This window comes from Serinibacter arcticus, assembly GCF_003121705.1.
Lineage (GTDB): Bacteria > Actinomycetota > Actinomycetes > Actinomycetales > Beutenbergiaceae > Litorihabitans.
On sequence record NZ_PYHR01000002.1, the window covers coordinates 255,466 to 279,663 of the forward strand.

The window sequence follows — 24,198 nt, forward strand, 5'->3', positions numbered from 1 at the left end:
TTCGCTTCGGGGGTCGTCGGTCGGTGGGGGTGCGGCCGGGGCGTCAGCCGAGGACGCCGACCAGGTAGGCGACGAAGAAGGCGGCCGCCAGGACGCCGAACGCGACGACGGCGATCGCGGCGGCGCGGTTGGCGCCGCGGCCCGAGGCCTTCGGCTGGTCGGCGGGCGCGGCCGCCGTGCTGGACTCGCCGGGCGGCGTCTCGCCCGGGGGCACGCCTCCGCCGGGCTCGAGGCCCGTCGTCGTCTCGGGGTCGGGATCGGGGGTGCTCATCACGGTACTTCCTCGCCTCGGGGGTCGTTGCCACGCTACGTCGACCGCGGCGCGGCGGGAAGGACGGCGTTCTCGCCGTCGTCCCTCGTCCCGGCCGTCAGCGCAGGAGGGCGACGACCTCTGCCAGCGTGTGGTGCACGGCGTGGTCGGCCTGCTCCGCCACCACGGGCTTCGCGTTGAAAGCGATCCCGGTGCCGGCCGCCGCGAGCATGTCGAGGTCGTTTGCGCCGTCGCCGATCGCGACGGTGCGCGCCATCGGGATGCCGTCGGCCGCGGCGAACTCCCGCAACGCGGACTCCTTCGCGGCCCGGTCGATCACCGGGCCGGTGACCCGGCCGGTGAGCCGGCCCTCGTCGTCGACCTCGAGGGCGTTGGCCCGCGCCCGGGTGATGCCCCAGGTCGCCGCGAGCGGACCCACGATCTCGATGAAGCCGCCGGAGACGAGCGCCAGCGGCCAGTCCCGCTCGGCGAGGAAGGCCACGAGCTCCGGGACGCCGGGGGAGACCTCGACTGCGTCCCTGACGTCGTCGAGCACGGAGACGGGGAGGCCGGCGAGCGTCGCCACGCGCTGGTGCAGCGAGGCGGCGAAGTCGATCTCGCCGCGCATCGCCGCCTCGGTCACCGCCTGCACCTCGGCCCGCGTCCCCGCGTGGTCGGCGAGCAGCTCGATCACCTCGGCCGTGATGAACGTGGAGTCCACGTCCATCACGACCAGGCGACGGTCGGTCGTGCTCGTTGCGGTCGGGTCGGGGATGGTGTGGCTCACGACCCCAGTCTGCGGCCGAACTCGTACGGGGTCACGCTGTCCACGCCCACGATGGTGCCCTTCGGGACCACGGTGATGCCCGACGGCGTGACCGTGAAGCCGCGGGCGATGTCGAGCTCGCGGTTGAGGCCGACGCTCGCGCCCTCCTCGATCGTGACGAACTTGTCCAGGATCGCCCGGTTGACGTGGGCGCGCCGCGCGATCGTGACGTTGTCCAGCAGGACCGAGTTGTCCACGCGCGACCACGAGTTCAGCTTGGTGTGCGGCGAGAGCACGGAGGCGTGCACCTCGGCTCCCGAGACGACGACGCCGGGGGAGATGATCGAGTCGACCGCGAGCCCGACCCGCTCGGGCGAGGAGTGCACGAACTTGGCCGGGGGCAGCCCCGTGTAGCCCGTGTAGACCGGCCACTCGTCGTTGTAGAGGTTGAACACCGGCTCGATGTTGATGAGATCCATGTTCGCCTCGAAGTAGGCGTCGATGGTGCCGACGTCGCGCCAGTAGTCGCGGTCGCGGTCGTTGGAGCCGGGCATGTCGTTCTCGATGAAGTCGTACAGGGCTGCCTCGCCCCGCTCGACGAAGGCGGGCACGATGTCGCCGCCCATGTCGTGGCGCGTGTCGTCCCGCAGCGCGTCGGCGCGCACCGCCTCGACGAGGGCGTCGGCGTCGAAGACGTAGTTGCCCATCGACACCAGCACCTCCTCGGGGGAGTCGGCGAGCCCGACGGCGTCGCTCGGCTTCTCGCGGAACGCCTTGATGCGGCGGGGGTCGGCCGGGTCGGCCTCGATGACCCCGAACTGGTCGGCCAGCTCCCGCGGCTGCCGGATCCCGGCGACGGTGAGCTTCGCGCCCGACGCGACGTGCGCGTCGACCATCTGCGAGAAGTCCATCCGGTAGATGTTGTCGGCGCCGACCACCACGACGATGTCGGGGCGCTCGTCGTCGAGCAGGTTGAGGCTCTGGTAGATCGCGTCGGCGCTGCCGAGGTACCAGTTCTTCCCCATCCGCTGCTGCGCGGGGACCGGCACGACGTAGTTGCCGAGCATGCGGGACATGTCCCACGTCTTGGCGATGTGGCGGTCCAGGCTGTGGGACTTGTACTGGGTCAGCACGACGACGTGCAGGTACCGGGAGTTGACAATGTTGGAGAGGGCGAAGTCGATGAGGCGGTAGATGCCCCCGAAGGGGACGGCCGGCTTAGCCCGATCAGCGGTGAGGGGCATGAGGCGCTTGCCTTCGCCGCCGGCCAGGACGATTGCGAGGACGCGTTTTGCTGCCATGGCCCGACCCTAGGGGTTCCGGACGTGTCTTCGCCACGCCGACGTCGGCGCGTCCCACCTGACGGTGACGCCGCTGGTCGGACGGCGAGATGTGGCGCGCGTCACCTCGCGGACCTGGCAGGATCACCGCATGCGCGTCGATCTCCTCACCCGTGAGTACCCGCCCCACGTCTACGGGGGCGCCGGCGTCCACGTGACCGAGCTCGCCGCCGTGCTGGCCGAGAGTCTCGACGTCCGCGTGCGCTGCTTCGACGGGCCTCGTCCCGATCAGCCCGACCTCGTGCCCGACGCCGGGCGGCCGGTCGTGACCGGCTACGCCGCGATCCCCGCGCTGGAGGGGGCCAACGCCGCGCTCGCCACCTTCGGGGTCAACCTGCCGATGGCCCAGGACGTCGCTGGCGCCGATCTCGTCCACTCCCACACCTGGTACGCGAACCTCGCCGGGCACCTGGCCGGGTTGCTGCACGGCATCCCGCACGTGCTGTCCGCGCACAGCCTCGAACCGCTGCGCCCGTGGAAGGCCGAGCAGCTCGGCGGCGGCTACGCGCTCTCGAGCTGGGCCGAGCGCACCGCCTACCTCGGCGCGGCCGGCGTGATCGCGGTCAGCGCAGGGATGCGGGCCGACATCCTGCGCTCCTACCCCGACGTCGATCCCGCCAAGGTCCACGTCGTCCACAACGGCATCGACCTCACCTCCTGGGTGCGGCCCGTCGGCGAGGACGGCGAGCTGACCCCCCGCGCGCTGGAGATCGCCCGGGGCCGCGGGATCGACCCCGACCGCCCCGCCGTCGTGTTCGTCGGACGCATCACGCGGCAGAAGGGTCTGCCGTACTTCCTCCGCGCCGTGCGGGCGCTGCCCGCCGACGTCCAGGTCGTGCTGTGTGCCGGCGCACCGGACACCCCCGAGATCATGGCCGAGGTGACGGCGCTCGTGGAGCAGCTCCAGACCGAGCGCGGGGGCGTCGTCTGGATCCCCGACATGCTGCCGCGCGAGGAGCTCGTCGCCGTCCTCGCCGCCTGCACCGTCTTCGCGTGCCCCTCGATCTACGAGCCGCTCGGCATCGTCAACCTCGAGGCGATGGCCGTGGGCCTGCCCGTGGTCGCCTCGGCGACGGGGGGTATCCCCGAGGTGGTCGACGACGGCGTGACCGGCATCCTGGTACCGCTCGCCCAGGAGACCGACGGGACCGGGACCCCGCTCGAGCCCGAGCGCTTCGAGGCCGACCTCGCGGCGGCGCTGACCGCGCTGACGAGCGACCGGGCGCGGGCGGCGTCGATGGGGGAGGCCTCGCGCCGTCGCGTCGAGGACCACTTCGCCTGGCACGCGATCGGCGAGCGCACCGTGGAGGTCTACCGCCGGGTGCTCGAGGGGGCCTGACGCCACGGCTCCGACGCCTCGGGCGCCGTCCCGGGTGTGCTCGCTAGGACCGGCGGCGCACGACCTGGACGCTCGCGACGGCGACCGCGGCGCGGGCCGAGCGCTCGAGCTCGCGCAGCACCGCGCTGCGGGCGTTCATCTGTCCCGCGGTGACGGCCGCGCCGTCGTCCTGCGCCGCCAGCGCCGTGATCGTCAGCACCCGGACGGCGCGCAGCAGGAGCTCGGCCCGGCGGTCGTCCAGGCCGTGCGTCAGTGCGTCGGTGTCCCGGTCGGGCGGGCCCGTCAGGTCGAGGAACGCCTCACGGAGGTCCGGCCGCTCCTTGGCGACGTCCAGCGCCGTCAGCTCCGCGATCGCCTCCTGCAGCGCGGCGTGCAGCGCCAGCCGTGCCTCGCCGGGGGAGACCGCCGGTCCGCGCACGCCGGCGCCGTCGTGAGCGCGCCAGCGGACCAGCACCCCGGGCTCCAGCTCCGTGCCGAACGGCACGACGTCAGGCACCAGCACGGTCGTGCCGCCGGGGTGCTCGACGACGACGGCCTCGCCCGCGACGACGGCGTGCGCCGCGGCGCCCGGCGGCAGCCCCTGCGGATCGCCGGGGGCGGGCAGGACCGGCCAGACGTGGCGGGCGTCGAGCTCGCGGCAGGCCTCCAGCAGGGGACGCGCGCCGAGGGTGTGCGGCTCGTCGTCGTCGAACAGCAGGGTCGCGGTGTGCGGGGCGTCGAGCTCGGTCCACAGCAGGGCGAGCGCGACCGACCGGGGCAGGACGCGGGAGTCGGCGGGCACGGCACCAACCTACGACGCGCGGCCGCCTGCACCCCTGGACGCCCGTCCGTGGGTAGGGTCGAGGGCATGGCTTCCGTGCTCTCGTTCGACGACGTGACCGTACGACGTGGAGGGCGCGACATCCTCTCCCACCTGACGTGGGACGTGAACGACGGCGAGCGGTGGGTCGTGCTGGGCCGCAACGGCGCCGGCAAGACGACCCTGGTCCAGCTCGCCGCCACCCGGCTCCACCCGACCACCGGCACGGTCGAGGTCCTCGAGGAGCGGCTGGGGCGCACCGACGTGTTCGAGCTGCGCCCGCGTATCGGGTTGTCCAGCGCCTCGCTGGCGGAGAGCATCCCCGGCGACGAGAGCGTGCTCGACGTCGTCCTCACGGCCTCCTACGGCGTGACGGGGCGCTGGCGCGAGACCTACGAGGACCTGGACACCGAGCGTGCGACGGCGCTGCTGCACGCGTTCGGGATGGGCACGATGCTGGCGCGGACCTACGGCACGCTGTCGGAGGGCGAGCGCAAGCGGACCCAGATCGCCCGTTCCCTCATGAGCGACCCCGAGCTGCTGCTCCTGGACGAGCCGGCCGCCGGTCTCGACCTGGGGGGTCGCGAGGAGCTCGTGGCCGCGCTCGCCGAGATCGCCGCCGACGACCGCTCGCCGGTGCTCGTGCTGGTCACGCACCACGTCGAGGAGATCCCGCCCCACTTCACGCACGTCCTGCTGCTGCGCGACGGCGCCGCCCAGGCGGCCGGGCCGCTCGCCGAGGTCCTCACGGCGCAGAACCTCACCGCCACGTTCGGCGTCGAGCTGGAGGTCACCGAGCGCGACGGTCGGTGGAGCGCGCGGGCCGCCGCGGCCGGGTCCCGCGGGCGCCGCAGCGCCTGATCGACCCATCTGCTTGACTTTTTCTTTACACTGGTGGGAGGACGTGCCTCCTCACCCGTGATGCGTCCGACCCTGTCCCGCACGATCCCGGCGCCCCTGGCGTCCCCGAGCTCGCGGAGGTGATGACGATGGAATGGGTGTGGTGGCTCGCGCTGACCCTCATTCTCGGAGTGGTCGAGGTGCTGATCGTCGACCTGCTGTTCCTGATGTTCGCCGGTGGCGCTCTCGCCGCCACGGTCGCGGCGGCGCTCGGCGCGCCGCTGGCGGTGCAGGTCGCCGTCTTCGCCGTCGTCTCCGTGCTCCTCCTGGTCGCGATCCGCCCCTGGGCGCTGCGTCGCTTCAAGAACCAGGAGCCGGGCACCGCGACCAACGCCGGTGCGCTCGTCGGCCGGACCGCCGTCGTCCTGGCCGCCACGTCCGGCTCGGCCGGTCGCGTGAAGCTGGTCGGCGAGGTCTGGACGGCCCGCTTCGACGGGTCCGGCGTCCTCCCCGTGGGCACACCGGTGGAGGTCGTCGCCATCGACGGCGCGACCGCCGTCGTGGTCCCCACCGAGACCGTGCCCGGGGTCCCGGGCGTCGCCACCGGTGGCGGATCGAGCTGGGGCGAGGGGCCGAGCGGCCCGCCCGCACCGGCGTACCCGCCCGGCTACCCCACGGCTGCGCCCCCGGCCCAGCCCTGAGACCTGACGTCACCCAAGAGAGGGATCCCCCGTGGAACCATCGACCATCATCGGCATCATCGTCCTGGTGCTGCTGGCCATCTTCGTCGTCACCGCCATCGCGCGGGCGGTGCGGATCGTCCCGCAGGCCGTCGCCCTCATCGTGGAGCGGCTCGGTCGCTACAACTCGACGATGTACGCCGGTCTGCACTTCCTGATCCCGTTCGTGGACCGCGTCCGCGCCGGCGTCGACCTGCGTGAGCAGGTCGTCTCCTTCCCGCCGCAGCCCGTGATCACCTCGGACAACCTCGTCGTGAGCATCGACACGGTCATCTACTTCCAGGTCACCGACCCGAAGTCCGCGACGTACGAGATCGCCAACTACATCACCGGTATCGAGCAGCTGACGGTGACCACGCTCCGTAACGTCATCGGTTCGATGGACCTCGAGCAGACGCTGACCAGCCGTGACCAGATCAACGGTCAGCTGCGCGGCGTCCTCGACGAGGCGACCGGCCGCTGGGGCATCCGCGTCAACCGCGTCGAGCTCAAGGCGATCGACCCGCCCGCGAGCGTGCAGGGCTCCATGGAGCAGCAGATGCGCGCCGAGCGTGACCGTCGTGCGGCGATCCTGACGGCCGAGGGTGTCAAGCAGTCGCAGATCCTCACGGCCGAGGGTGAGAAGCAGTCCGCGATCCTCCGGGCCGAGGGTCAGGCGCAGTCCGCGATCCTCAAGGCGCAGGGTGAGTCCAAGGCCATCACGCAGGTGTTCGACGCCATCCACCGCGGTGACGCCGACCCGAAGCTGCTGGCCTACCAGTACCTGCAGATGCTGCCGCAGATCGCCAACGGCACCTCGAGCAAGATGTGGATCGTGCCGACCGAGTTCACGGCGGCCCTCAACGGGATCGCCGGAGCGTTCGGTGTCAACCCGGTCGCGGGTCCGCCGTCGGGCGACGGCGGCGAGACCGCCACCGAGCGGGCCCGCCGCGAGGCGACGGAGGACGACGACGACCCGTTCGCCGGCACCGCGCTGCAGGATCCGGCCGAGGCGCTGGCGCAGGCCCGCAGCTCGGCCAGCGAGGCCTCGGGCGAGGCCCGCGAGTCGGGCACGCTGAGCGGTCGACCGTTCGACCACGGCACCGAGAGCGGCCAGCGGCCCGCGGGCGAGAGCGCCCCGCCGGTCACCGGCTTCGACGAGCCGGGCGGGAGCGGGGCCGTCCCGCCGCGACCGGGCCAGTGAGCTGACGAGAGACCCCCGGGTGCCACGGCGCCCGGGGGTCTTCTCGCGCCCGGACGCCCCCGGTTCCTCCCACCCTCGGGGGAGGGAGATCATCCGCGGAGCGGACCGGCGATGTCGGTGATCTGGCGTAGCGTCAGATCGTGCTCATGACTCTTCTCCGCAGCCACCTGCGGCCCTACCGCCGCGACGTCGTCGTGGTCGTGGTGCTCCAGCTGGTGCAGACGATCGCCTCGCTCTACCTGCCGAACCTCAACGCCCGCATCATCGACGAGGGCGTCGCCGTGGGCGACGTCGACGCGATCTGGCGGCTCGGCACGATCATGCTCGCCGTCACCGTCGTCCAGGGCATCGCCGCGGTCGTCGCCGTCTACTTCGGCGCGCGTGCCGCGATGGCCTTCGGCCGGGACGTCCGGGCCTCGCTGTTCTCCCGGGTCCAGACCTTCTCCGCGCAGGAGATGGCCGGCTTCGGCGCCCCGTCCCTCATCACGCGCACGACCAACGACGTGCAGCAGGTCCAGATGCTCGTGATGATGTCGCTCACGCTCATCGTGATGGCCCCGATCATGCTGTTCGGCGGCACGATCATGGCGCTGCAGGAGGACGTCCAGCTCTCGGCGCTCCTGCTCGCCATCGTTCCGGTGCTCATCATCGTCGTCGGCCTCGTCGTGTGGCGCCTCGTGCCCAACTTCCGTCAGATGCAGACGCGGATCGACGCGGTCAACGGCGCGATGCGCGAGCAGATCACCGGGATCCGCGTCATCCGGGCGTTCGTCCGCGACGACCTCGAGCGGGCCCGGTACGCGCTGGTCAACGGCGACCTGCGCGACGTGTCCCTCCGGGTCGGCAAGCTGATGGCGCTGATGTTCCCGGCCGTGATGCTGGTGATGAATGCCTCGAGCGTGGTCGTGCTGTGGTTCGGCGGACGGTACGTCGACCAGGGGGAGATGGAGGTCGGCGCCCTGACGGCGTTCCTCAGCTACATCATGTTCATCCTCGGGGCCGTGATGATGAGCTCGATGATGCTGATGATCGCCCCGCGCGCCGCGGTGTCGGCGAACCGGATCATGGCGGTCCTCGACTCCGAGCCGACGGTGGTCCAGCCGACGACCCCCGTCACCCCGGCCACGAGCACGGGCCGGGTGGAGTTCACCGACGTGAGCTTCGGCTACCCGGGCGCCGACGAGGACGTCCTCCACGGGATCTCGTTCGTCGCGGAGCCCGGGCGGACGACGGCGGTGATCGGCTCCACGGGATCCGGCAAGTCGACGCTGCTCAACCTCGTGCCACGGCTGTTCGACGCGCACGAGGGCTCGGTGACGATCGACGGCGTCGACGTGCGCGACCTCGACCCGACCTACCTCACGTCCGCGATCGGGCTCGTCCCGCAGCGCGCGTTCCTCTTCTCGGGCACGGTCGCCTCGAACCTGCGGTTCGGCGCGCCCGACGCCGGGGACGACGAGCTGTGGGAGGCGCTCCGGGTCGCCCAGGGCGCGGACTTCGTCCGCGCGATGGACGCCGGGCTCGGGTCCGAGATCTCCCAGGGGGGAACCAACGTCTCGGGCGGGCAGCGGCAGCGGCTCTCGATCGCCCGGGCCCTGGCGCACCGGCCGCGCATCTACCTGTTCGACGACTCGTTCTCGGCTCTCGACTTCGCCACGGACGCCGCGCTCCGGGCGGCGCTCAAGCCCGTGACGAGCGACGCCGTCGTGATCGTGGTGGCGCAGCGCGTCGCCAGCATCCGCGACGCCGACCAGATCCTCGTGCTCGACGAGGGGAACCTCGTGGCGTCCGGAACGCACACGGAGCTCCTCGAGAGCTCGGAGACCTACCGCGAGATCGTCACCTCGCAGATGACGCTGGAGGAGGCGCGATGAGCGAGCAGAACGGGCGCGACGACGCGGCCCCCGACGCCGACGCGAAGGTGGTCCAGGAGGGTCGCCGCGGGCGCGGCGGCGGTCCGATGGGCGCCATGGGCATGCCCGCCGAGAAGCCGTTGGACATGCGCGGCACGGTGGGCAGGCTGATCGGCGACATGCGCGAGCACCGGCTCGCGCTGCTCGTGAGCATCGTCCTCGGGATCGGCTCCGTCGTCCTGGTGGTGCTCGGGCCCAAGCTGCTCGGCAACGCCACGAATCTCGTGTTCGGCGCGGTGCTCGGGCGCGACCTGCCCGCCGGCGTCTCGCGCGAGGAGACCATCGAGGCGCTGCGGGCCGCGGGGGAGACCACGCGCGCGGACATGCTCGCGCAGGTGCCGTTCACCCCGGGCGAGGGGCTCGACACGCAGGCCCTGATGACGACGCTGGCGTGGGTGCTCGCGGTCTACGTCGGCTCGTCGCTGCTGTCCTGGCTGCAGTCGCGCATCATCGCGATCGTCGTGCAGCAGACGATGTACCGGCTGCGGCGGGACGTCTCCGCCAAGCTCGGACGCCTGCCGCTGTCCTATTTCGACTCCACCTCGCGCGGCGACGTGCTCTCGCGGGTGACGAACGACATCGACAACCTCTCGCAGTCGCTCTCGCAGACGCTGGCGCAGCTCGTCACGTCCGTCTTCACGGTCGTCGGCGTGCTGTTCATGATGTTCCTCATCTCGCCCGTGCTGGCCGCCGTCGCGCTGGTCGCCGTGCCGCTCTCGGCCGTCGTGACCGCAATGATCGCCAAGCGCTCGCAGCCGCAGTTCATCAAGCAGTGGCGCACCACCGGCGACCTCAACGGTCACATCGAGGAGATGTACACCGGCCACGCCCTGGTGAAGGCCTACGGCCAGTCCGCCTCGGCGCAGGAGACCTTCGACCGTCGCAACGAGGACCTGTACGGCTCGTCGTTCAGGGCGCAGTTCATCTCCGGGACGATCCAGCCCGCGATGGGCATCATCGGGAACCTCACCTACGTCGTCATCGCCGTGCTGGGCGGTCTCCGGGTCGCCTCGGGCACGATGAGCCTCGGCGACGTCCAGGCGTTCATCCAGTACTCGCGCCAGTTCACGCAGCCGATCACGCAGATCGCCTCGATGATGAACATGCTGCAGTCGGGAACGGCGTCGGCCGAGCGCGTCTACGCGCTGCTCGACGCCGCGGAGCAGGAGCCCGACCCGGTCGCGGAGGCCGTGACGGACGTCCGCGGACGCGTGGAGTTCGACGACGTCAGCTTCTCCTACGAGGCGGACCGTCCGCTCATCGAGCACCTCAGCCTCGTCGCGGAGCCCGGCCAGACCGTCGCGATCGTCGGACCCACGGGGGCTGGCAAGACGACGCTCGTCAACCTCATCATGCGGTTCTACGAGATCCAGGGCGGGACGATCTCGCTCGACGGCGTCGACACGAGCGCGATGACCCGCGAGGACCTGCGCTCGAAGATCGGCATGGTGCTGCAGGACGCGTGGCTGTTCGAGGGCACCATCGCCCAGAACATCTGCTACCCGCTCCAGACGTCGGCGACCGGCGAGGTCACCCCGCAGATGCGCGAGCAGATGCTCCGCGCGGCCGAGGCCACGCACGTCGACGCCATCGTGCGATCCCTGCCGCAGGGCTACGACACCGTGCTGAGCGACGAGGGCACGTCGCTGTCGCAGGGGGAGCGGCAGCTCCTCACGATCGCCCGGGCGTTCGTCGCGGATCCGCCGATCCTCATCCTCGACGAGGCCACGAGCTCGGTGGACACCCGGACCGAGGTGCTGGTGCAGAAGGCGATGAACGCCCTCCGGGAGGGGCGGACGTCGTTCGTGATCGCCCACCGTCTCTCGACGATCACCGGCGCCGACGTGATCGTGGTGATGGAGGAGGGCCGGATCGTCGAGCAGGGGTCCCACACCGCCCTGCTCGAGGCCGGCGGGGCGTACGCCCGGCTCTACGAGAGTCAGTTCGCGGCGCCAGCGGTCTAGCCGGGGGACCGGAGGGTCCTCGGCAGCGGGAGGGGTCGCGTCGCGACGGCGCGCGGGGGCGCGCCTCGGGTCCGACCGCGCCCCTGTGGTCGCGGTGCTGGGCGAGCGCGCCCTCGTGGTCGCTGTGCCTGCCGCATCGCGACCACGAGGGCGCGGTGGCGCCGGGGCGTCGTCGTCGGGATCAGCCCCCGCCGCGGGGTGGTCAGGACGTCTGGACGGGGTGAGCCTCAGCAATCGGCGGTGCCGGCTGCACCGGCCTCGTCCGGCCGCGCCGCCGTGTGCGCGCGAAGGAACGCGACGCTCGCCTCGTGCGTCGTGCGGCCGGCCTCGGAGGCGAGGTCGAACTGGAACTCGTGACCCAGTGGCGGCTCGTGGTCCGGCTCGGCGAAGTCGGCGACCACCTCGACCCCGAGCTCGACCAGGCGCTCGGCGAACGCGCGGCCCTGCGGGGTCAGCGGGTCGGCGTTGCCCCCGGAGAGGTAGGCGGGCGGGAACGCCGCGCTCGCGTGCCGCAGCACCGAGGCCAGCGCGAGGACGGGATCCGTGCCCGGGGTGCGGCGACCGGTGTAGGCCCACAGCACCGACTCCACGAACCAGGCGCCCGCGCGGGAGGAGGCCTCGCGCAGGTCGAGGTCGTAGGCGCCGCAGTGCAGCACGACCGCGCGCAGCTCGTCGGACCGCACGGCAGGGTCGACCCCGAGCGCCCGCGCGTAGGTCGGGTCCGTCACGGCGGCGGCCACCTGGGCCGCGATCTGGGACCCGGCGGAGTCGCCGGCCAGCACGAGGCGCGACGTGTCCAGGTCGAGGTCCTCGGCGTGGGCGAGCAGGTGACGCAGCGCCGCGAGCACCTGGTGCACCGGACGCGGGTAGCGGGCGCCGGGTGCCAGGGAGTAGTTCACCGCCACCACGACGAAGCCCTCGGCTGCGAGGATGCGCAGATAGTTGGCGACCTGGTCCTTGCTGCCGGAGACCCAGCCGCCACCGTGCACCCAGACCACCGTGGGGTGGGGTCCGGGCGCCGCGGGGCGGTGGATGTCGAGCAGGGCCACGGGGTCGGTTTCGTCGTAGCGGACGTCGGCGCGCGTGACGACGTCGTCCGGCACGCGGTCGGCCAGCGCCGCGTTCGTCTCGTGGCCACCCTTGTCGAACGCCCGACGGATCAGGAGCGCCCCCGGCCAGGGGCTGAGGCTGAAGGCGGTGGCGACGAGGACGACGAGACCCAGGACCGCGCCGACGGCGACGCCGAGGGCGGTGAGGGCGACGCGGACGGCGGAGCGGGTGCGGGACACGGACCCGACGCTAGCGGGCGTCCGCGCGACGTGCCTGGGGGCGGAGTCCGTCGGCACCTGGCGTGGTCGAGGGCCTGGGAGGATGACGGGGTGTCCCGCCCCGCACCCCTGCCGCTGACCGACCCCGACGACCCGAGGGTCACGGAGTACACCGGACTGACCGACGTCGCGCTGCGCACGCGGTACGAGACCGGCGCCGGCCTCTACATGGCCGAGTCCTCGACCGTCATCCGCCGTGCGGTCGCCGCCGGCCACGTGCCGCGGTCCTTCCTCATGGCGCCGCGCTGGCTGGAGCAGATGGCCGACGTCGTCGAGGCCTTCCCCGACGCCCCCGTCTACACGGCGCCCGAGTCCGTTCTCGAGGGCGTCACCGGCTTCCACCTGCACCGCGGCGCGCTCGCGGCGATGAACCGTCCGGCCCTGGCGCCGGTGGCCGACGTGGTCGCCGGAGCGCGGCGGGTGGCGATCATCGAGGACGTCGTCGACCACACCAACGTCGGTGCGATCTTCCGCAGCGCCGCCGGGATCGGCGTCGACGTCGTGCTCGTCACGCCGAGCTGCGCCGATCCGCTGTACCGCCGCAGCGTTCGCGTGTCGATGGGCACGGTCTTCCAGGTGCCCTGGACGCGGGTGCCGCAGTGGCCGTCGGCGATCGCCGACCTGCGCGCGGAGGGCTTCGTCACCGCCGCGCTCGCGCTGTCGGACGACGCCGTCACGCTCGACGAGCTCGCCGACGCCCGGCACGAGCGCCTCGCGCTGGTGCTCGGCAGCGAGGGCCACGGACTCAAGCCCGCGACGGTCGACGCGAGCGACGTCGTCGTACGCATCCCGATGGCCGGGGGAGTGGACTCCCTCAACGTCGCGGCCGCGTCGGCCGTGGCGTTCTGGGCCACCCGCCGATGACCGTGGGCGCGGCGGGAGGCCGGAAGCCCCGTGCACTCGTCGCCGGGCTGCTGGGCGTCGTGGCTGTGATCGCGTTGGTCGTCGGGGTGGTCGGGGCTCAGGCCCGCGCCCTGGTGACCTCGACCGACGCCTACCTCGCCGTCGCCGGCCCTGCCCTCGAGGATCCGGAGCTGCGGGCGGCGGCGGCGGACGCCGTCGCCGCCCGAGTGGTGGCCGTCGTTCCCGAGGGATCCCTGACCGCCTGGCTCCCCGACGACGCCGGGTCCGCCGCCGGCACTCTCGCAAGGGCCGCGCTGACCGCTCTGGTGCGCGACGCGACCGCACGGGTGCTCGCGAGCGACGCGGCCGCCGGGCTGTGGCGGGGCGCCAACCGCGTGCTGCACCAGCAGGTCTCGGCGACTCTCCAGGGCCGCGACGGTGCGGTCGTGGTGACGCGAGGCGGGCCGGCCGACGGCGTCACGGGCGAGACCGACGGCGCGATCGTCGCCCTGGACCTCACCGCAGTCTGGGACCGGGCGCGCGGGGAGCTCGCCGAGCTCGGCGTCCCGAGCGCGCTGCTGCCCGAGCGCAGCGTGCTGGTCGACGTCGCGGGGTCGGACGCGGGGGCGGCGGTGCTCCGCGTGCAGCACGCGACGTCCTGGTTGCTGGTCCTGCCGTTCGCCGCGGCCGGTACGGCAGTCGTGGCCGGTGCCGGCGCCGTGCTGCTGGCCCGGCGGCGCCGCAGGGCGGGCGTCCTCCTCGGCCTCGGCACCGCGACGACGGCCGCGCTCGCGATCGCCGTCCTCACCCTGCTCGTGCCGACCGGAGCGCACGACGTCGTCGGTCTGCTGGTGGCCGGGGTCGCCGAGCGGGCTGCCGCAGGTGTCCTCGGGTGGCTCTGGTGGCTGCTGGCCGCCGGCCTGGCCGCGACCCTCGCCGTCGTGGCGCCTCGCGTCCATCGGCGCGTGGCCAGACCGAGGAGCGGTGGATGAACGACCGTGAGCTCTGGGAGCTCGTGCACGCCGAGCGCGACGCGCTCGCCGACGACCTGGCCGGGCTCGACGACGCGGCGTGGCGCACGCCGTCGCTCTGCGGCGACTGGACCGTGCGCGAGACGCTCGCCCATCTCACCGCCGTGGCCACGCTGGGCACGCCGGCCTGGCTCCGCAGCGTCGTCGGGGTGCGGTGGGACTTCGACCGTCACAACGAGCTGCGGATGCGGGAGCAGCTCGGGGCCGGTCCGGCCGAGACGCTCGCGCGCTTCCGTGCCGCCGCGCACGCCCGGACCCGGATCCTGGGACCCCGACCGGCGGCGCTCGGCGAGAACGTGATCCACGCCGCGGACATCCGTCGACCGCTCGGGCTCCCGAGCCGGACGGCGCCGACGGTGGCCGCCGAGCTGCTGACGTGGTTCGCGACGCACGAGTTCGCCGTCGTGTCCCGGTCACGCGTGCGTGGCCTGGAGCTGCGGGCCACCGACGCGGAGGTGGCCGTCGGCGCGGGCGCTCGGGTCGAGGGTCCGGCGCTGGCGCTGCTGCTGGCGACCTGCGGTCGCTCCGACGCGCTCGCGGACCTGGACGGCGACGGCGTCGCGGTGCTCACGGCGCGGTGCCGTCCGGGGTGGACGGCGCGGGGGCGAGGCTGAGCCCGCAGCCGCGACGACGCGTCAGACCGCGGCGACCTCGCGCCGGGTCCGGCGCCGCGCCATGCCGCGGGCGTAGCCGATCCCCGCGAGGATGTGGCCGACGGCCCCGAGGTAGATGAGGACCAAGCCGACCAGCCGCAGCCACTCGGCGTCGAGCGCGGCGGCCACGATGAGGATGGGCAGGGCGGCGAGCAGGGCGGCCGTGCGCCACTTGCCGATCCGGCTCACGGGGAGGTCGGGGGAGCCGCGGAACCACAGGGCGGCCAGGACGGCCAGGAGCACGTCGAACGCGAGGATGACGGCCACCAGGCCCCACGGGATCATCCCGACGGCGACCATCGCCCCGCCGATGACGACGATCGAGATCCGGTCCGCGACCGGGTCCAGCCGCTTGCCCAGCAGGCTGACCTGCTTCATCCGGCGAGCGAGGAAGCCGTCGAACCAGTCGGAGGCGCCGAGGACGACCAGTGCGATCAACGTCGACCAGAGGTGCTGGTTCAGCAGCAGCCAGACGGTCAGGGGGAGCAGGATCACCAGTCGCCCGAAGGAGATCACGTTGGGAAGGGTCCACACGCGATTCTCCGGACGGGGGTCGGTCACCCCCCGATCCTAGGGTGCGCGCCGCGTGGAACGCCCCTCGAGCGGCGGCACGTCGCGGGTCGGCGAGGCCTCGCCCGGGTCGACGGGGGTCGTATGACGGACGTCACAGGTCCGGATGGCGAGATTTCCGACCCCGGTTGGAGTCGCTCGCGCTGCGCTGGCACGCTGCACGGGCGTCGGACACCCCGGCAGCACGACCGCACGAAAGAGAGTTTCATGTCCAGCAAGCACCTCCGCGTCCTCGTCCCCGCGATCGCCGCCGCGGGTCTGATGATGACCGCGTGCGCCGCGCCCGGGTCCTCCTCGGGTGGCGACACCGACAGCGACGCTCCCATCACGATCGGTGTCGTGAACGCCGCCGACGCGCAGTGGACGATCTTCACCGAGAAGGCCGCCGAGGAGGGCATCGAGGTCGAGATCACGAACTTCTCCGACTACCAGCTGCCGAACAAAGCGCTCGACGAGGGCACGCTCGACCTGAACCAGTTCCAGCACCTGCAGTTCCTCGCGCAGTTCAACGTCGCGACGGACAGCGAGCTCGTGCCGGTCGGCGCCACCGCGGTCTTCCCGCTCGGTCTCTACGCCACCGAGTACACCGACCCCGCCGACATCCCCGAGGGCTCGGACATCGCCATCCCGAACGACGAGACGAACCAGGCTCGCGCCCTTCTCGTCCTGCAGGAGGCCGGCCTCCTGACGCTCCGCGACGGTGGCAACTCGTTCTCGACCGTGAACGACGTGATCGCCGAGGAGTCCACCGTCACGGTGACGGCCGTCGACGCCGCCCAGACCGCCATCGCCCTGCAGTCGGGGAGCGTGGCCGCGGCCATCATCAACAACGACTTCGTGGGTGATGCGGGCCTGACCGCCGAGGACGCGATCTTCAACGACGACCCGAGCAGCCCCGCGTCGGAGCCGTACATCAACATCTGGGTGGCCTCGGCCGACCAGGCCGACGACGAGCGGTTCGCCACGCTCGTGGACCTGTGGCACACCGAGGAGGTCGAGGCCGCGGCTCTCGAGGAGTCGGGCGGCACGGCGGTCTTCACCAACACCTCGCCCGAGGAGCTCCAGGAGATCCTCGCGGGCATCGAGGAGAACCTCCGCGCGCAGGCCTGATCGCCGTCGCACCGGAGGAGAGGAAGAATCCCCCACATGGGTGAAGCGGTCATCTCGCTGCGTGGCGTCTCGAAGGAGTTCCCGGGACGCCACGCGGCGGTGCGCGCGGTCGACGACGTCGACCTCGACGTCTTCGAGGGCGAGATCTTCGGCGTCATCGGATACTCCGGCGCCGGGAAGAGCACGCTGGTGCGGCTCATCAACGCGTTGGAGCGGTCCACCGCCGGCACGATCACCGTCGCCGGCACCGAGATCACCAGCCTGTCCGAGCGGGCCCTGCGGCCGGTGCGGGCCGGCATCGGCATGATCTTCCAGCAGTTCAACCTGTTCGCCTCGCGCACGGTCGCGGGCAACATCGCCTACCCGCTCAAGGTGGCCGGCGTCCCCAAGGCGCAGCGCGCGGCCCGGGTGGCGGAGCTGCTGGACTTCGTCGGGCTGTCGGACAAGGCGAAGGTCTACCCGAACAAGCTCTCGGGCGGACAGAAGCAGCGCGTGGGCATCGCCCGGGCGCTGGCGACGTCGCCCCGGATCCTGCTCGCCGACGAGTCCACCAGTGCGCTCGACCCCGAGACCACCGCCGACGTCCTCGGGCTCCTGCGCCGCGTCAACGCCGAGCTCGGGATCACGATCGTCGTCATCACGCACGAGATGGACGTCGTCAGGGCGCTGTGCCACCGGATCGCGGTCATGGAGCGCGGGAAGGTGGTGGAGGTGGGCGAGGCCTACCAGGTCTTCGCCGCGCCCAAGCACCCGGCCACCGCCCGGTTCGTGGGGGCCAGCCTCCACGACGTCCCGACGCCGGCGGTGCTCGAGCGCCTGCGGCGCCGTCACCCCGGACGCCTCGTCATGCTGCGCATGCAGTCCGACGGCGGGGCGGGCGGCTACCTGACCCGCAGCCTCCGCGAGCACGCGGTGGAGGGAACGATCATCTACGGCGGGATCTCCGAGATCTCCGAGCGCCCGTTCGGGTCGCTCACGCTCGAGATCACGGGGGAGCCGGGGGCCGTGGCCGGCTTCGTCGACCACGTCGTCACCTCGGCCGGCGCCACCGACCTCGGCACGGTGGACGCCCCGCTCGCCCTGCCGCTGCACGCCGCGGAGCGAGCCGCGGCCACCGAGGACGGAGAGCGCGCATGAGCTACTGGGAGCGCTACGGCGACACCTTCCTGCTGGCGCTGGGGCAGACCGCGTTCATGGTCACCTGGACGATGCTGCTCGGTGGGCTCCTCGGCCTCGTGATCGGGATCGGGCTGTACATCACGCGGCGCGGAAACCTCCAGGGCAACCGCGGCGTCTTCATCGGGCTCAACGCGGTCGTCAACGTCGTGCGCCCGATCCCGTTCCTCATCTTCATCACGGCGATCTACCCGCTGACCAACCTCGTGGTCGGGCGCACCATCGGCACCGAGGCGGCGACCTTCGCCATGGTGATCATGGCGACGTTCGCCTTCTCTCGACTGGTCGAGCAGAACCTCGTCAACCTCGACCCCGGCGTCATCGAGGCGGCCAGGGCGATGGGGGCGGGGCCGCTGCGCATCATCGTCACGGTCCTCGTGCCGGAGGCGCTCGCCCCGCTCATCCTGGGCTACACGTTCCTGTTCGTCGGGGTGCTCGACATGTCGGCCGTCGTCGGCGCGATCGGTGGTGGCGGCATCGGGGCGTTCGCCCTCGACTACGGCTACAAGAAGTACGACTGGCCCCTGACGTTCTTCGTCGTCGTGATCATCATCGCGATCGTGCAGCTGGCCCAGCTGCTCGGCAACACGCTCGCCAGGCGCGCGCTGCACCGCTGAGCCTGCGAGCCGCGCCGCCCTCCGGCACGTCCCACCCCGCCGCCGGCTCGTCCGTCGGCGGGGTGAGTCGTCTCCGCCTCGTGGGGGATCCGTCCGAGCCGCGCCCCTGGCTAGCGTGGAGGCCGACCCCCTGACGGCGAGACGAGCGAGGCGAGATGCACGACGCATCGGTACCCGGGACACCCATCGAGGTGCAGGGACTGAGAAAGACCTTCGGCGACGTGACGGCGGTGGAGGACCTGTCCTTCGCCGTCCAGCCCGGCCGGGTCACCGGCTTCCTGGGCCCCAACGGCTCCGGCAAGACCACGACCCTGCGGATCCTGCTCGGGCTCGTGCAGGCGACGTCCGGGGCCGCGACCATCGGTGGTCGGGCCTACCGGGACATCCCCGACCCCCTGCGGACGGTCGGGGCCGCGCTGGAGGCCGCGAGCTTCCACCCCGGCCGCACGGCGCGCAGCCACCTGCGCATCCAGGCGCTGGCCAACGGCATCGACCGCGGCCGGGTCCAGACCGTCCTCGACATGGTCGGCATGACCGAGTACGCCGACCGTCGCGTGGGCGGCTACTCCATGGGGATGCGGCAGCGCCTCGGCCTCGCCGGAGCGCTGCTGGGCGATCCCGGCGTCCTGGTGCTCGACGAGCCGGTCAACGGCCTCGACCCCGAGGGCATCCGCTGGATCCGGTCCTTCCTCCGTGCGCTGGCCGAGCAGGGCCGCACGGTCGTGGTGAGCTCCCACATGCTCGGCGAGGTCCAGCAGAGCGTCGACGACGTCGTCATCATCGCGCAGGGGCGCCTCGTGCGCGCCGGCACCATCGCCAGCCTCGAGGCGGAGAACCCGCCCCAGGTGCTCGTGGACGCCGCCGACCGCGACGCGCTCGCCCGCTCCCTCACCGCGGCGGGGCTCGCGTTCGTCGCCGGACCGGACGGCTTCCGCGTCGCGACGGCGGACCCCGGCCTGGTCGGTCACGTCACCTTCGCGGCCGGGGTCGAGCTGCGCACGCTGCAGCGCCTGTCCACCGGGCTCGAGGACACGTTCCTCGCCCTCACCGGGACGGGGGCCGCGGCATGACCGCCTTCACGCAGGCCGTCCGGGCCGAGATCGCCAAGGTCACCACCACGCGCATGTGGTGGCTGATCGCGCTCGTCATGGTCGGGTACGTCGTCCTCATGGCCGGCGGCCTCGGGGCCTCGCTCGGCTTCGCCTTCGACGAGGGGGGCGACACGGGCCTGCCGCCCGGCCTCGACCTGTCCACGCTGATCTACAGCTTCGCCACCAGCATCGGCTACGTGTTCCCGGTGATCGTCGGCGCGCTCAGCGTGACGGGGGAGTACCGCCACCAGACCGTCACGCCGACCTTCCTGGCCGTCCCGCGGCGCGGTCTGGCCCTGGGGCCAAGTTCGCCGTGCAGGCCGGGCTGGGCGCGCTCTACGGCGTGCTCGCCTTCGCGGGCTCGATCGCCGCCGGGGCGATCGCCCTCAACGCGTTCGGGCTCGAGACCGGGCTCGGGACCTCCGCGGTCTGGCTCCTCGTCCTGCGCGGCATCGTCGCGATGGCGCTCTGGAGCGTCATCGGCGTGGGGCTGGGCACGCTCGTGCGCAACCAGGTCGCCGCGATCGTCATCGTGCTCGCCTTCACGCAGTTCCTCGAGCCGGTGCTGCGGTTCGCCGCGCTGCTCAACTCCACCACCGCCGGGATCGGCACGTTCCTCCCCGGTGCCGCCAGCGACGGGCTCGTCGGGGCCAGCTTCCTGTCCTTCGGCGGCCTCGGCGGCGACTCCGCGCCGGGGATGCTCGAGCCCTGGCAGGGCGGCCTCGTCCTGCTGGCGTACGCCCTCGCCGCCGTCGTCGGCGGGTACTTCACGAGCTGGCGCAAGGACGTCACGTAGCCCGCGCCGCGGGCCGGGCGTTCGGCGCCCGGTCCGCGGTCATCGGTCCGCGGTCAGCCAGCCAGCAGCGGACCGGTCTCGCGCGTCATCGCGACGAGCGTGCGCTGCAGGTCCACGTAGGCGGCCGGGTCGGTGCGGCTCCACAGCAGCGACCCCGTCGCCCCGTCCGCCGCCTTCGTGACCACCTCGGCGCGCATCGGGTCGAGACCGTCGGTCGCGAGCCTGGCCTGCCACTGCTCGTCGTCGAGCCGGACGAACTCCTCCACGCCGGGGCTGCTGCCGATCATGCCCATGAGCGTGACCTTCTCGCGCGCCCGGTCGCCGTCGAACAGGTCCGCGAACACGGCGTTCACGTAGGCGCGCACGAGCCGGCCCGCCCCCTCGGGCTCCTTGTCCAGCTCGCGCTCGACCGCGGCGTCGAACTCGGCCAGCAGGTGGCGCATGACCGCCACGAGCAGCTCCTCCCGTGTGGGGAAGTGGTGCAGCAGGCCGCCCTTGGAGACGCCCGCGCTGCGGGCGATGAGGTCCAGGCTGACGTTGACCCCGTGCTCGGAGATGGCCGACGAGGCGGCCTCCAGCAGGCGGGCCCGGGTGCGGGCGGCGTCGCGACGTGGACCTGGCATGAACCCTCCGGTGCTCGCGTGCCGGCGGCACGGTGGTGAACAACACTAGGGCACCCCGTTGGCAACTAACCGTCCAGCCGGTACGTTAAACGCCATGAGCACCACAGCGCCCGCCTCCGCCCCGACCGCTGTCGTCCCCGTCGACGCCGGTCCCCGGGCGACGCGTCGCGACTGGTGGGGCCTGGCGGTCCTCATGCTTCCGGTGCTGATCGTGTCCATCGACAACACCGTGCTGAGCTCCGCGCTGCCCTACATCGCGCTCGACCTCCAGCCGGGAGCCGCCACGCAGCTGTGGATCGTCGACATCTACCCGCTCGTGCTGGCCACCCTGCTCGTGAGCATGGGCAACCTCGGGGACCGGATCGGGCGCCGTCGACTCCTCCTGATCGGGGCGGTCGGCTTCGCCGCCGTCTCCGTGGTCGCCGCCTACTCCACCACCGCCGAGATGCTGCTGATCTGCCGGGCGCTGCTCGGCGTGTTCGGGGCCGCCCTCATGCCGTGCACGCTCTCGCTGCTGCGGGGGATGTTCCACGACCGCGGCCAGCGCCGGCTCGCGATCGCCGTCTGGGCGACCGGGTTCGCCGCCGGCGGGGCGATCGGCCCCGTGGTCGGCGGATTCCTGCTCGAGCACGCGTCCTGGGGCTCGGTGTTCCTGCTGGCCGTGCCGTTCCTGGTGCCGCTGCTGATCCTCGCGCCGCTGCTGGTGCGCGAGTCGCGCGATCCGAACCCGGGTCCGTTCGACGTCGTGGCGATCCTGCTGTCGATGGCGACGTTCGCGCCGATCGTCTACGGCATCAAGCACCTGGCGACCTCGGGCCTGGACGTCGTAACCGTCGCCTCGTTCCTCGTCGGGGTCGCGGCGGGCACGCTCTTCGTGCGGCGCCTGCTGCGCCAGGAGAACCCGCTGCTGGACGTCCGGCTGTTCGCGGTGCCCGCCTTCACGGGCTCGGTGCTGGTCAACCTGCTGAGCGTGTTCTCGTTCGTGGGCCTGCTGTACTTCCTCAGCCAGCACCTGCAGCTCGTCGTCGGGCTCAGCCCCGTGAACGCGGGGCTCGTGCTCGTCCCGGGGACGCTGGCGATGGTCGCGGCCTCGCTGCTGGTGGTGCGTCTGGTGCGGCACGTGCGCCCCGCCCGCCTGATGGCCTTCGGGCTCTCGCTCGCCGCCGTCGCCTACGTCGTCTTCGCCGTCACCGGCGGCCACGCGGCCATCCCGCTCATCGCCACGGCGTTCGCGCTGCTCAGCATCGGGATCGGGATGGCGGAGACGCTGTCCAACGACATCATCGTGGCGGCGGTGCCGCCGGCGAAGGCCGGGGCCGCGTCCGCGGTGTCGGAGACGTCGTACGAGCTCGGAGCGGTGCTCGGCACCAGCGTGCTCGGGGAGTCCTCGCCGCGGGCTACGCCGCCAACCTCGCGATCCCGGACGGCGTCTCCGCCGCCGACGCCGCGCAGGCGGAGCAGACGCTCGCCGGCGCCCTCACGGTCGCCGAGCGGCTGCCGGCCGAGCTCGGCACCGCGCTGGCCGACTCGGCGCGCGCGGCGTTCGACTCCGGTGTCGTGGCGACGTCGGTGGTCGGGATCGCTCTCGCCGTCGGGGCCGCGCTGGTGGCCCTGCGGGCCGTGCGGGACGCGAGGGCCTGACGAGGGTCAGGCGGCCAGGCCCTCGACGACCTCCGTGCGCGGCCACGCCGCGAGCAGGTCGCCGGGCAGGAGGAGCTTGGAGCGGCGCAGCCCGCTGCCGATGAGCGCGTCGCCCTCCAGGACGCGGGCGTCCAGCAGCACGCGGTAGCCGTCCGGCAGCCCCAGCGGGGTGATGCCGCCGAACTCCATGCCGGAGTCGGCCACGGCGCGCTCGGCAGGCAGGAACGAGGCCTTGCGGACGTCGAGGAGCTTCTTGATCGTCCGGTTGACGTCGGCGCGCGTGGTCGCGCGCACCACGGCGGCAGCGAGCCTCTCCTCGCCGGCACGGCTTCCCCCGACGAGCACGCAGTTGGCGCTCACCTCGAGGTCGAGCCCGTAGTGGTCCGTCAGCGCCTGGGTGTCGGCGAGGTCAGGATCGATCCGCGCGACGAGCACCTCGCTCGCCACGCGCGGCTCGCTCCACGACCACGCCAGCAGGGTCTCGCGGACGGTATCAGCGACGTCGTCCAGCGCCTCGAGCGCCGGGGTCCAGGTCAGGGTGGGGGACGCGGTCATCGCAGCCTCGCCCCGCCGCTCAGCGCTGGTAGGTGACGGTGAGGGTCGCCCGGGCCAGGGTGCGGAACAGGCCGGTGAACGCGACCGCCGTCGGGCTGGCGTCGGGGTCGAGGTCGAGCGTGTCGACGTCGAGCGCGTGGACCGCGAAGACGTAGCGGTGGGCGCGGTCGCCCACGGGCGGCGCGGCGCCGGTGTAGGCGTGGCTGCCACCGTCGTTGCGGACGTGGAACGAGGCCCCGGGGAGCATGAGGTCGCTCTCGCCCGCGTCGGCCTCCAGCTCGGTGATGTCGGCCGAGAGGTCGACGACCGTCCAGTGCCAGAACCCGGCGGGGGTCGGGGCGTCCGGGTCGAAGCAGCTCACCACGAAGCTCTGCGTCTCGGGCGGGAAGCCCGACCAGGCGAGGTGGGGGGAGCGGTCACCCCCGTGGGCGACGAAGTCCTCGCCGAGCGGGGCCCCCTCGATGAGGTCCCGGCTCGTCAGCGCGAACGACGGGACGGGAGGGAGCTGGTCGTAGGGCGCCGGCGCTACCGGCCGCGAGAGATCCACCTCGCCAGGCTAACCCCCGACCCGTCCGCCGGGGTCGAGGTGACGGACGACGCACCGAAATCACCTGCCGACCGGCCGGGCGGTCGGTAAGATGGAGGAGTCATCCCGAACCGCGTCGACACCGTCCGCGACCCGGGTGGCACCCCATCACCCACGCCGATCGGCGTGGAACAGTCGCGCGCCGAGACCCGGCGCCGTCGTCACGGAGAGGAGGAGACCATGAGCACGAAGCACCCGCGATCCGGGGCCGTCCAGGGGTCTGCCGTCCGCCGCGTGCTGCGAACCTTCGGCGCCCCCGGCGCCGAGGCGTACCGCGAGAGCATGCAGCGGCGCGAGCGGTACGCCGTCGGGCTGCTCAGCGGCTACGTCGCGCACCGCAGCACCGACGACCGCTGACGACGGCGACCGCCGGCCACGCCGTCGGTCACTCGCCCGAACGCCCCCACCGCCCTGACGGCGGTGGGGGCGTTCGTCGTCGCGGGC

General features: G+C 72.7%; 24 protein-coding genes and 1 pseudogene. 16 read left to right on the plus strand and 9 right to left on the minus strand.

Annotated features, from left to right (window positions below; genetic code table 11):
- Positions 1-43 precede the first annotated feature (43 nt).
- The 3 genes from C8046_RS01240 to glgC form a co-directional block, all read right to left on the minus strand.
- Complete coding sequence (locus C8046_RS01240; RefSeq protein ID WP_109230647.1) at positions 44-271, minus strand: DUF6480 family protein; 228 nt, start codon at positions 269-271, stop codon at positions 44-46.
- A 97-nt stretch (positions 272-368) separates the two neighbouring features.
- Positions 369-977 (minus strand): phosphoserine phosphatase SerB, encoded by a 609-nt coding sequence (gene serB / locus C8046_RS01245; RefSeq protein ID WP_109230648.1) that lies wholly within the window; start codon positions 975-977, stop codon positions 369-371.
- A gap of 56 nt (positions 978-1,033) precedes the next feature.
- Positions 1,034-2,317, minus strand: a complete 1,284-nt coding sequence (gene glgC, locus C8046_RS01250) for a glucose-1-phosphate adenylyltransferase (protein ID WP_109227926.1) — start codon at positions 2,315-2,317, stop codon at positions 1,034-1,036.
- 130 nt (positions 2,318-2,447) lie between these two features.
- Here glgC and glgA point away from each other — a divergent pair, with 130 nt between their 5' ends.
- Complete coding sequence (glgA, locus tag C8046_RS01255) at positions 2,448-3,695, plus strand: glycogen synthase (protein WP_109227927.1); 1,248 nt, start codon at positions 2,448-2,450, stop codon at positions 3,693-3,695.
- Between the two features lie 43 nt (positions 3,696-3,738).
- Here glgA and C8046_RS01260 read toward each other — a convergent pair whose 3' ends face one another.
- Positions 3,739-4,476 carry a hypothetical protein gene (locus C8046_RS01260; protein ID WP_109227928.1) on the minus strand — a complete coding sequence of 246 codons (738 nt, stop codon included), beginning with the start codon at positions 4,474-4,476 and terminating at the stop codon, positions 3,739-3,741.
- Positions 4,477-4,542: 66 nt separating this feature from the next.
- Here C8046_RS01260 and C8046_RS01265 point away from each other — a divergent pair, with 66 nt between their 5' ends.
- From C8046_RS01265 to C8046_RS01285, 5 genes are all read left to right on the plus strand, one after another.
- Positions 4,543-5,355, plus strand: a complete 813-nt coding sequence (locus C8046_RS01265; protein WP_109227929.1) for an ABC transporter ATP-binding protein — start codon at positions 4,543-4,545, stop codon at positions 5,353-5,355.
- 128 nt (positions 5,356-5,483) lie between these two features.
- On the plus strand, positions 5,484-6,035 hold the full coding sequence (locus C8046_RS01270; protein ID WP_109230649.1) for an NfeD family protein: 552 nt from the start codon (positions 5,484-5,486) through the stop codon (positions 6,033-6,035).
- A 31-nt stretch (positions 6,036-6,066) separates the two neighbouring features.
- Positions 6,067-7,257, plus strand: coding sequence for an SPFH domain-containing protein (locus C8046_RS01275; protein WP_109227930.1), 1,191 nt, complete (start codon positions 6,067-6,069; stop codon positions 7,255-7,257).
- Positions 7,258-7,397: 140 nt separating this feature from the next.
- Positions 7,398-9,131, plus strand: coding sequence for an ABC transporter ATP-binding protein (locus tag C8046_RS01280; protein WP_199224360.1), 1,734 nt, complete (start codon positions 7,398-7,400; stop codon positions 9,129-9,131).
- On the plus strand, positions 9,128-11,134 hold the full coding sequence (locus C8046_RS01285) for an ABC transporter ATP-binding protein (protein ID WP_419183531.1): 2,007 nt from the start codon (positions 9,128-9,130) through the stop codon (positions 11,132-11,134). The genes C8046_RS01280 and C8046_RS01285 overlap by 4 nt, the downstream gene beginning before the upstream one ends.
- Positions 11,135-11,361: 227 nt before the next feature.
- On the opposite strand, the gene C8046_RS01290 is transcribed toward C8046_RS01285, so the two are convergent.
- On the minus strand, positions 11,362-12,423 hold the full coding sequence (locus tag C8046_RS01290) for an alpha/beta hydrolase (RefSeq protein WP_158277099.1): 1,062 nt from the start codon (positions 12,421-12,423) through the stop codon (positions 11,362-11,364).
- A 90-nt stretch (positions 12,424-12,513) separates the two neighbouring features.
- On the opposite strand from C8046_RS01290, the gene C8046_RS01295 reads away from it, so the two are divergent.
- Genes C8046_RS01295 through C8046_RS01305 form a run of 3 tightly spaced genes read left to right on the plus strand, consistent with a single transcriptional unit; the run spans position 12,514 to position 14,950 of the window.
- Positions 12,514-13,326, plus strand: a complete 813-nt coding sequence (locus C8046_RS01295; RefSeq protein ID WP_109230651.1) for a TrmH family RNA methyltransferase — start codon at positions 12,514-12,516, stop codon at positions 13,324-13,326.
- Positions 13,323-14,297 (plus strand): hypothetical protein, encoded by a 975-nt coding sequence (locus C8046_RS01300; protein ID WP_109227933.1) that lies wholly within the window; start codon positions 13,323-13,325, stop codon positions 14,295-14,297. Before C8046_RS01295 ends, C8046_RS01300 begins: the two co-directional genes overlap by 4 nt.
- Positions 14,294-14,950, plus strand: a complete 657-nt coding sequence (locus C8046_RS01305; protein WP_109227934.1) for a maleylpyruvate isomerase family mycothiol-dependent enzyme — start codon at positions 14,294-14,296, stop codon at positions 14,948-14,950. The genes C8046_RS01300 and C8046_RS01305 overlap by 4 nt, the downstream gene beginning before the upstream one ends.
- A 21-nt stretch (positions 14,951-14,971) precedes the next feature.
- Here the strand turns inward: C8046_RS01305 and C8046_RS01310 are convergent, their stop codons facing one another.
- Positions 14,972-15,550: a CDP-alcohol phosphatidyltransferase family protein gene (locus tag C8046_RS01310; RefSeq protein ID WP_109227935.1), complete on the minus strand. Its 579-nt coding sequence runs from the start codon at positions 15,548-15,550 to the stop codon at positions 14,972-14,974.
- A 216-nt stretch (positions 15,551-15,766) separates the two neighbouring features.
- Between C8046_RS01310 and C8046_RS01315 the strand changes: the two genes are divergently transcribed.
- The 5 genes from C8046_RS01315 (at position 15,767) to C8046_RS19035 (ending at position 20,349) form a co-directional block, all read left to right on the plus strand.
- A complete protein-coding gene (locus C8046_RS01315; protein ID WP_109227936.1) occupies positions 15,767-16,669 on the plus strand; it encodes a MetQ/NlpA family ABC transporter substrate-binding protein in 903 nt (300 codons plus the stop codon).
- 36 nt (positions 16,670-16,705) lie between these two features.
- Positions 16,706-17,806, plus strand: coding sequence for a methionine ABC transporter ATP-binding protein (locus tag C8046_RS01320; protein WP_109227937.1), 1,101 nt, complete (start codon positions 16,706-16,708; stop codon positions 17,804-17,806).
- Positions 17,803-18,462 carry a methionine ABC transporter permease gene (locus tag C8046_RS01325; RefSeq protein ID WP_109227938.1) on the plus strand — a complete coding sequence of 220 codons (660 nt, stop codon included), beginning with the start codon at positions 17,803-17,805 and terminating at the stop codon, positions 18,460-18,462. The genes C8046_RS01320 and C8046_RS01325 overlap by 4 nt, the downstream gene beginning before the upstream one ends.
- 191 nt (positions 18,463-18,653) lie before the next feature.
- On the plus strand, positions 18,654-19,532 hold the full coding sequence (locus tag C8046_RS01330; protein WP_235866022.1) for an ATP-binding cassette domain-containing protein: 879 nt from the start codon (positions 18,654-18,656) through the stop codon (positions 19,530-19,532).
- Positions 19,533-19,866: 334 nt separating this feature from the next.
- Positions 19,867-20,349 carry a hypothetical protein gene (locus tag C8046_RS19035; protein WP_235866023.1) on the plus strand — a complete coding sequence of 161 codons (483 nt, stop codon included), beginning with the start codon at positions 19,867-19,869 and terminating at the stop codon, positions 20,347-20,349.
- Positions 20,350-20,402: 53 nt separating this feature from the next.
- Here C8046_RS19035 and C8046_RS01340 read toward each other — a convergent pair whose 3' ends face one another.
- Positions 20,403-20,972, minus strand: coding sequence for a TetR/AcrR family transcriptional regulator (locus C8046_RS01340; protein WP_109227940.1), 570 nt, complete (start codon positions 20,970-20,972; stop codon positions 20,403-20,405).
- 94 nt (positions 20,973-21,066) lie between these two features.
- Here C8046_RS01340 and C8046_RS01345 point away from each other — a divergent pair.
- A pseudogene (locus C8046_RS01345) lies at positions 21,067-22,613 on the plus strand (MFS transporter).
- A gap of 6 nt (positions 22,614-22,619) precedes the next feature.
- On the opposite strand, the gene C8046_RS01350 reads toward C8046_RS01345, so the two are convergent.
- A complete protein-coding gene (locus C8046_RS01350; protein WP_109227941.1) occupies positions 22,620-23,168 on the minus strand; it encodes a YbaK/EbsC family protein in 549 nt (182 codons plus the stop codon).
- A gap of 19 nt (positions 23,169-23,187) precedes the next feature.
- Entirely contained in the window at positions 23,188-23,715 is a 528-nt protein-coding gene (locus C8046_RS01355) for a YbhB/YbcL family Raf kinase inhibitor-like protein (protein ID WP_109227942.1), read from the minus strand.
- 219 nt (positions 23,716-23,934) lie between these two features.
- Here C8046_RS01355 and C8046_RS18290 point away from each other — a divergent pair, with 219 nt between their 5' ends.
- On the plus strand, positions 23,935-24,111 hold the full coding sequence (locus C8046_RS18290) for a hypothetical protein (RefSeq protein ID WP_158277100.1): 177 nt from the start codon (positions 23,935-23,937) through the stop codon (positions 24,109-24,111).
- The last annotated feature ends 87 nt before the right edge of the window (positions 24,112-24,198 follow it).

What these genes read in the sequence shown, in the direction of transcription:
- C8046_RS01285 (WP_419183531.1), top strand. Translation starts at nt 9,128, where the DNA reads ATGAGCGAGCAGAACGGGCGCGACGACGCGGCCCCCGACGCCGACGCG.
- C8046_RS01350 (WP_109227941.1), bottom strand. Translation starts at nt 23,168, where the DNA reads ATGACCGCGTCCCCCACCCTGACCTGGACCCCGGCGCTCGAGGCGCTG.
- C8046_RS01305 (WP_109227934.1), top strand. Translation starts at nt 14,294, where the DNA reads ATGAACGACCGTGAGCTCTGGGAGCTCGTGCACGCCGAGCGCGACGCG.
- C8046_RS18290 (WP_158277100.1), top strand. Translation starts at nt 23,935, where the DNA reads ATGAGCACGAAGCACCCGCGATCCGGGGCCGTCCAGGGGTCTGCCGTC.
- C8046_RS01265 (WP_109227929.1), top strand. Translation starts at nt 4,543, where the DNA reads ATGGCTTCCGTGCTCTCGTTCGACGACGTGACCGTACGACGTGGAGGG.
- glgA (WP_109227927.1), top strand. Translation starts at nt 2,448, where the DNA reads ATGCGCGTCGATCTCCTCACCCGTGAGTACCCGCCCCACGTCTACGGG.
- C8046_RS01320 (WP_109227937.1), top strand. Translation starts at nt 16,706, where the DNA reads ATGGGTGAAGCGGTCATCTCGCTGCGTGGCGTCTCGAAGGAGTTCCCG.
- glgC (WP_109227926.1), bottom strand. Translation starts at nt 2,317, where the DNA reads ATGGCAGCAAAACGCGTCCTCGCAATCGTCCTGGCCGGCGGCGAAGGC.
- C8046_RS01270 (WP_109230649.1), top strand. Translation starts at nt 5,484, where the DNA reads ATGGAATGGGTGTGGTGGCTCGCGCTGACCCTCATTCTCGGAGTGGTC.
- C8046_RS01300 (WP_109227933.1), top strand. Translation starts at nt 13,323, where the DNA reads ATGACCGTGGGCGCGGCGGGAGGCCGGAAGCCCCGTGCACTCGTCGCC.
- C8046_RS01240 (WP_109230647.1), bottom strand. Translation starts at nt 271, where the DNA reads ATGAGCACCCCCGATCCCGACCCCGAGACGACGACGGGCCTCGAGCCC.
- C8046_RS01315 (WP_109227936.1), top strand. Translation starts at nt 15,767, where the DNA reads ATGTCCAGCAAGCACCTCCGCGTCCTCGTCCCCGCGATCGCCGCCGCG.
- C8046_RS01340 (WP_109227940.1), bottom strand. Translation starts at nt 20,972, where the DNA reads ATGCCAGGTCCACGTCGCGACGCCGCCCGCACCCGGGCCCGCCTGCTG.
- C8046_RS01325 (WP_109227938.1), top strand. Translation starts at nt 17,803, where the DNA reads ATGAGCTACTGGGAGCGCTACGGCGACACCTTCCTGCTGGCGCTGGGG.
- serB (WP_109230648.1), bottom strand. Translation starts at nt 977, where the DNA reads ATGGACGTGGACTCCACGTTCATCACGGCCGAGGTGATCGAGCTGCTC.